We start from the raw sequence: 5,342 nt of genomic DNA on the forward strand, positions 1-5,342 counted from the left end.
GGGTGCGGGCCCCGGGCGCCCCCCCCGCCGGCGCGGCGCCGTCCCCGGGGGGGGGGGCCCGGGCGCCCCCCCCCCCCGCGGCCGGCCGGGGCCCGCCCCGGAGCACCGCACGCCTGCACCAACGCACCAACACGCCACCGCACGCCCGCGCGAACCGCTGCCTTCGCGCCCTACGGCCGGCCGCGCGCCCCCGCGACGCCCGCCGCGCCGGTCACCGCCGCCCGGGCCAGCGCCCACCCGGCCGCGCCCACCGCCAGCCCGGCCCCCGCCCCGAAGCACAGCTCCGCGAGCGGCCCGCGCCGCAGCGGCACCAGCCGGTGCGCCGCCCCCGCCGCGGTGGCCGCCCCCAGCACCAGCGCGCCGCCCCGCCGGGCCCGCCGCGACGGCCGGTCGGCCGGTCGGACCGGCTCCACCGCCCGGGCCGCCCGCACCGCGTACCCCGCCACCGCGGCCAGCGCGGGCACCGAGCTGCCGTACTGCAGCACCTCGTAGAGCGGCGGGCCGCCCGCCACCGGCCGCTCCAGCGCCGGCACCAGCCGGGACCCGAAACGCCCCGCGTGGGTGAAGCCGTCCCAGCCGACGTGGCTCGCCGCACCGACCGCCGCCGAGAGCGCGAACCGTCCGAGGTCCGCGCCCGACGGCCGCCCCCGGCCGGACCGGCGGGCCGTCAGCGCCTCGGCGGCGCCCGCCCACCGGTCCGGGAGCAGCGCGACCAGTGGCCCGCGCACCAGCCCGTGCCAGCCCGCCACCAGTGCGGCCGCGAGCGCCACGTCCAGCGTCGGCACCGCCCACCAGCGGTGGGTGGGCGCGCCGTGCCGGTACACCCCGGGCAGCAGCGACTCGGCGAAGAACGGCACGTCGGGTGCCAGCGAGCCGGCGACCAGCGCCGACGCGACCAGCGGCCCGCGCTCCCCCGCCGCGCGCAGCAGGGGCAGCACGGCGGCCGGGTGGCTCAGGGTGAACGGCATGCCCTCATCCTGCCGCCGCCCGGCCGGGCCCGTCTGCGGCGCCCGGCTCCGGCGCGCGGCGCGTTCGCGGGGCGCGCGCCGGAACGGGGCTCACCCCGGAACCGGGCCCACGGAACCGGGCCTGAGCCGGGGTGAGTCCCGGAACCGGGCCCAGGCCGGAACGGGGCGCGCCGGAACCGGGCTCACGCCGCGTCGGCGGTGCGGGCCGACCCCAGGCCCGCCCGGTGTCCGGCCTCCAGGTAGCGCAACTCCCCGCAGCGGCGGGCGTCCAGCGCCGCCGCCAGCCGCCGGTGGCGGCCCGGGGGCAGCAGTCCGGCGGCCTCCTCCAGGCTGACGAACCGCCAGCCGCGCAGTTCCTCCTGCTGGAGCAGCAGCCCCTGCCGGGCGGTGGCGTCCAGCAGGCCGCCGTCGTAGACCAGGCGCAGCCCGCCCCGGCGCGGGCCGGTGCGCGGTTCCCAGTCGACGGCGAGCAGGCGCAGCACCGCCGGGTCCAGGCGCAGGCCGAGTTCCTCGGCGGTCTCCCTGAGGGCGGCGTCGGTGGGTGCCTCGCCGCGTTCGACGACGCCGCCGGGGAACTCCCAGTCGGGCTTGTAGACGGGGTCGACGAGCAGCACCCGGTCCTGCTCGTCGAAGAACAGGACGGCGGCGGCCACGGTGTCCCCGGTGGGGTCGGGGGTCTGCGCGATCGGGCAGCGGGCCGAGCCGTCGTCGACCAGCCGGGCGAGCCGGACGGCGGTCTCGCGCGGGGTGAGGCCGGAGGTGTCGACGAGCCGGGCGTCGCGGCGCAGCCAGCGGCGGGCGGCGCGGTAGCGCGGCAGGTGTTCCAGGCACCAGCGGCGGACCTGCTCGCTGCGCCGCGGGTCGTCCGGGAATTCCTCGCGCTGGGCGATGCGCTCGCGCAGGATCGTTTCTTCAGGGTCCAGGACGAGGTGGTGCACGACGATGCCGTGCGAGGCGAGCGCCCCGAAGATCTCGTCCCGGTAGTCCTCCCGCAGCAGTGTCATCGGAACCACCAGCGGCCCGGGGATCTCACCGAGCAGTGCCGCCGCCGTCTCGGGGACGAGCCGCCGCCAGGCGGGCAGGTCCTGGAAGTCCGGCACCGCCGCCATCCGGTCGGCCGGCAGCATCGCGCGCAGCCCGAAGCCCACCAGCTCGGGATCGAACAGCATGCTGCCGGGCAGCAGTTCCACCAGTTCGCGGCAGGAGCTGGTCTTGCCCGCCCCGAATGTGCCATTGACCCAGACGATCACGCACGCCCCCATGTTCTCGCCCTCCCCGGCGCCGTTCGCCCCGGGCGGCGCCCCCCGTCGGTCGAGCCGGCGCCATCGGAGGTGGTACCCCCGCCACGCCGGTCCCCATACCTCCACGTCCGCCCCGCTCATGGCGGTTCCCCGTTCCGCTTGACAGGGGCATGTGCCCAGGTCAGGGGGCCTGCGACGATTCCCGTACGACCCCCGGCGCGCCGGCGCCCACCCCTCCGGGCACCGGAGTCCGGCCCCTTGGCGCACGCCCCCACCGCACCACGCGCGCCCCGTTGCGTGCGGGGCTCCCCCCGTCCCACCGGTGTGCGGGCCTCGGCGGCCCGGGGCACCGGCGGGACGGCGCGGACCCGTCAGGGGCGGCCCATGTGGGTCGGGTAGTAGCCGCTGCTGATCCGCGAGACCCGGATCGACGTGCCGGGCCGGGCGGCCTCCACGTACTGGTTGTCGCCCAGGTAGATCGCCACGTGGTGGATGCCCCGCGCGGTGCGGTCGTCCGACCAGAACAGCAGGTCGCCGCGGCGCAGCTGTCCGGCCGTCACCGGTGTGGTGGCCGCGTACTGGTCGTTGGCGATCCGGGGCAGGGAGATGCCGCCGCGCCGGAAGGCCTGCTGGACCAGGCCCGAGCAGTCGTAGCCGTCCGGTCCGTTGCCGGCCGTCCGGAACGGCTTGCCCAGCTGCGCGAGCGCGAACTGCACCGCCGTCTCGACGTCGCCGTCCGCCGCCGGGGCCGCGGCCGGGGGCGGGGACGCCGAGTCCCCCGAGGAGGCGGCGGAGCCGCCGGTGCGTTCCAGGTAGACGTCGTAGTGCGAGGTCCAGCGCCACTGGCCCTGGCTGTTGCGGAACCAGTAGCGCGAGCCGTCCCACCCCTGGGTGATCCCTCCGGAGGAGCCGGCCGTCCTCGCCGTGGACGCCGCCGGCGCCGGGGCGGACCCGCCGGTGCGCGCCAGGTAGACGTCGTAGTGCGAGGTCCAGCGCCAGTGGCCCTGGGCGTCCTTGAACCAGTACCGCGAGCCGTCCCAGCCGGCGTGGGCGGGCGCCCGCTCGGCCGCCGCGGTCCCCGCGCCGGTGCCCAGGCCGATCACGCAGGTCCCGGCCGCGATCACGGCCACCGCGCCTATCCCCCGGCGGATCCGCGCCGCGCGGGAAGGCCGGGCAGCCGCCGCCGGCCGGGGGGAGGGGGAGGCGGTGTGCTGCCCGGTCGCGTCGTCGGCGGCACCCGGTGCGCCGGTGTTGACGGTCGTCATGCTGCTGTCTTCCTTCGCTGATCGCGCCGGGCGCCTCGATCGCACCGAACGCTGGGAGCTGAACGCTGGACGCGGTGCGCGGGGCCTGGTCGGCCCCGGCCGCGCCGCTTGTCACGTTAGGCACGCGTCCGCTCACGGCGCGCAGTGGAGTGCGCCAAAGGAAGGCTCACGCAAGGTGAGCGACCGTCACCCGACCCGGCGCCGGGTGACCGCCCGTCACCCGTGTGCCGAGTCCGCCATCAGCTGCTTCTTCAGCACCTTGCCCAGGGCGTTCCTGGGCAGTTCCGCCACCAGCACCACCCGGCGGGGCCGCTTGTGCACCGAGAGCCGCTCCGCCACGAAGGCCGTCAGCTGCTCACCCGTCACGGGGCCGTCCGCCACCACGTACGCGACGATCGCCTGGCCGAGGTCCTCGTCCGGCGCGCCGACGACGGCGGCGTCGGCCACCGCGGGGTGGTCGCGCAGCGCCGCCTCGACCTCGCCGGCGCCGATCCGGTACCCGCCGCTCTTGATCAGGTCGACCGAGGCGCGCCCGACGATCCGGTGGAAGCCGTCCGGCCCGATCACCGCGACGTCCCCGGTGCGGAACCAGCCGTCGGCGGTCCAGGCCTCGGCGTCGGCGTCCGGCCGATTGAGGTAGCCGTGGAACAGGGTGGGCCCGGCCACCTGGAGCTCGCCGACGCTCTCGCCGTCGTACGGGACGGGCGAGCCGTCCTCGCCGACCAGCCGGGTGCGCACCCCGGCCAGCGGCAGGCCGACGCTGCCGGGGCGGCGCTCGCCGTCGGCCCGGGTGGAGACGGTGATCAGCGACTCCGTCATGCCGTAGCGCTCGATCGGGGCGTGGCCGGTCAGCGCGGCGAGCCGCTCGAACACCGGGACGGGCAGCGGGGCGCTGCCGGAGACCAGCAGCCGGGCGGAGGCGAGCCGGGCGGCCGCCTGCGGGTCCCCCGCCACCCGGGACCAGACGGTCGGCACCCCGAAGTAGAGGCTGCCGCCCGCCGCCGCGTACCCGGCGGGGGTGGGCCGTCCGGTGTGCACCAGCCGACTGCCGGTGCGCAGCGCGCCGAGCACGCCGAGCACCAGTCCGTGCACGTGGAACAGCGGCAGGCCGTGCACCAGGGTGTCCTCGGCGGTCCACCGCCAGGCGTCGGCGAGCGCGTCGAGGTCGGCGGCGACGGCGGCGCGGCCGATCATCGCGCCCTTGGGCGCGCCGGTGGTGCCGGAGGTGTAGAGCACGAAGGCGGTCGCCGACGGGTCGGGCTCGGGGTACGTGGTGGCGGAGCGCTCGCGCAGGTCGACCGGGAGGCCGGGGATCCCGGCGTCCTGCGGCGGGCCGTCGTCGGCGGCGTGGGCGAGCAGGGCGGCGCCGGAGTCGCGCAGGATGTGCGCGCGTTCCTTGGGCCCGGAGTCGGGCGGCAGCGGCACCACCGGCACCCCGGCGAGCAGCCCGCCGACGACGGCGGCCACGGTCTCGGCGGTGGGGCGGGCGAGCACCGCCAGGGCGGGGGCGCCGGCCACCCGGTCGGCGACGGCGGTGGCCGCGCCGAGCAGCCGCTCGCGGGAGAGCCCGGGGCCGTCGGAGATCCGCAGGGCGTCGGCCGAGTCGCCGAATCCGCCCTGAAGCGCCGTCAAGAGTGTCATGCGTCTGCCCTCGCCCCTGTCCAGGATGTCCACGGTGGTCCGCGGCGCGCCGCGGGGTCGCCGCGCGCCGCCGACCGACTCTACGGGCCGCCGGCGGCCGGCCGGACGTCCGGGGGAAGGACGGCGGGGGGGGGCCCCCGGCGCCCACAACCCCCCCCCCCCCCCCAAAAACCACCTAGCAAAACAAAAAGAGAGGGCCGACAACCCCAAGGAGAGTCGACAAGACA

General features: G+C 77.9%; 4 protein-coding genes. All 4 read right to left on the reverse strand.

The features are described 5' to 3' along the window. Window positions 1-170: 170 nt before the first annotated feature. Window positions 171-968, reverse strand: a complete 798-nt coding sequence (locus ACFU9E_RS34395) for a DUF4184 family protein (RefSeq protein ID WP_380688473.1) — start codon at window positions 966-968, stop codon at window positions 171-173. 182 nt (window positions 969-1,150) lie between these two features. After that, complete coding sequence (locus ACFU9E_RS34400) at window positions 1,151-2,218, reverse strand: NUDIX domain-containing protein (protein WP_380688479.1); 1,068 nt, start codon at window positions 2,216-2,218, stop codon at window positions 1,151-1,153. Window positions 2,219-2,580: 362 nt separating this feature from the next. Next, entirely contained in the window at window positions 2,581-3,474 is an 894-nt protein-coding gene (locus ACFU9E_RS34405; RefSeq protein WP_380688475.1) for a C40 family peptidase, read from the reverse strand. A gap of 216 nt (window positions 3,475-3,690) precedes the next feature. Next, the gene (locus ACFU9E_RS34410; RefSeq protein ID WP_380688477.1) at window positions 3,691-5,115 is read right to left on the reverse strand and encodes an acyl-CoA synthetase; all 1,425 of its coding nucleotides are present in this window, start codon (window positions 5,113-5,115) and stop codon (window positions 3,691-3,693) included. Window positions 5,116-5,342: the final 227 nt, after the last annotated feature.

Source organism: Kitasatospora sp. NPDC057595 (assembly GCF_042800875.1).
In the GTDB taxonomy this organism is placed as follows: domain Bacteria; phylum Actinomycetota; class Actinomycetes; order Streptomycetales; family Streptomycetaceae; genus Kitasatospora.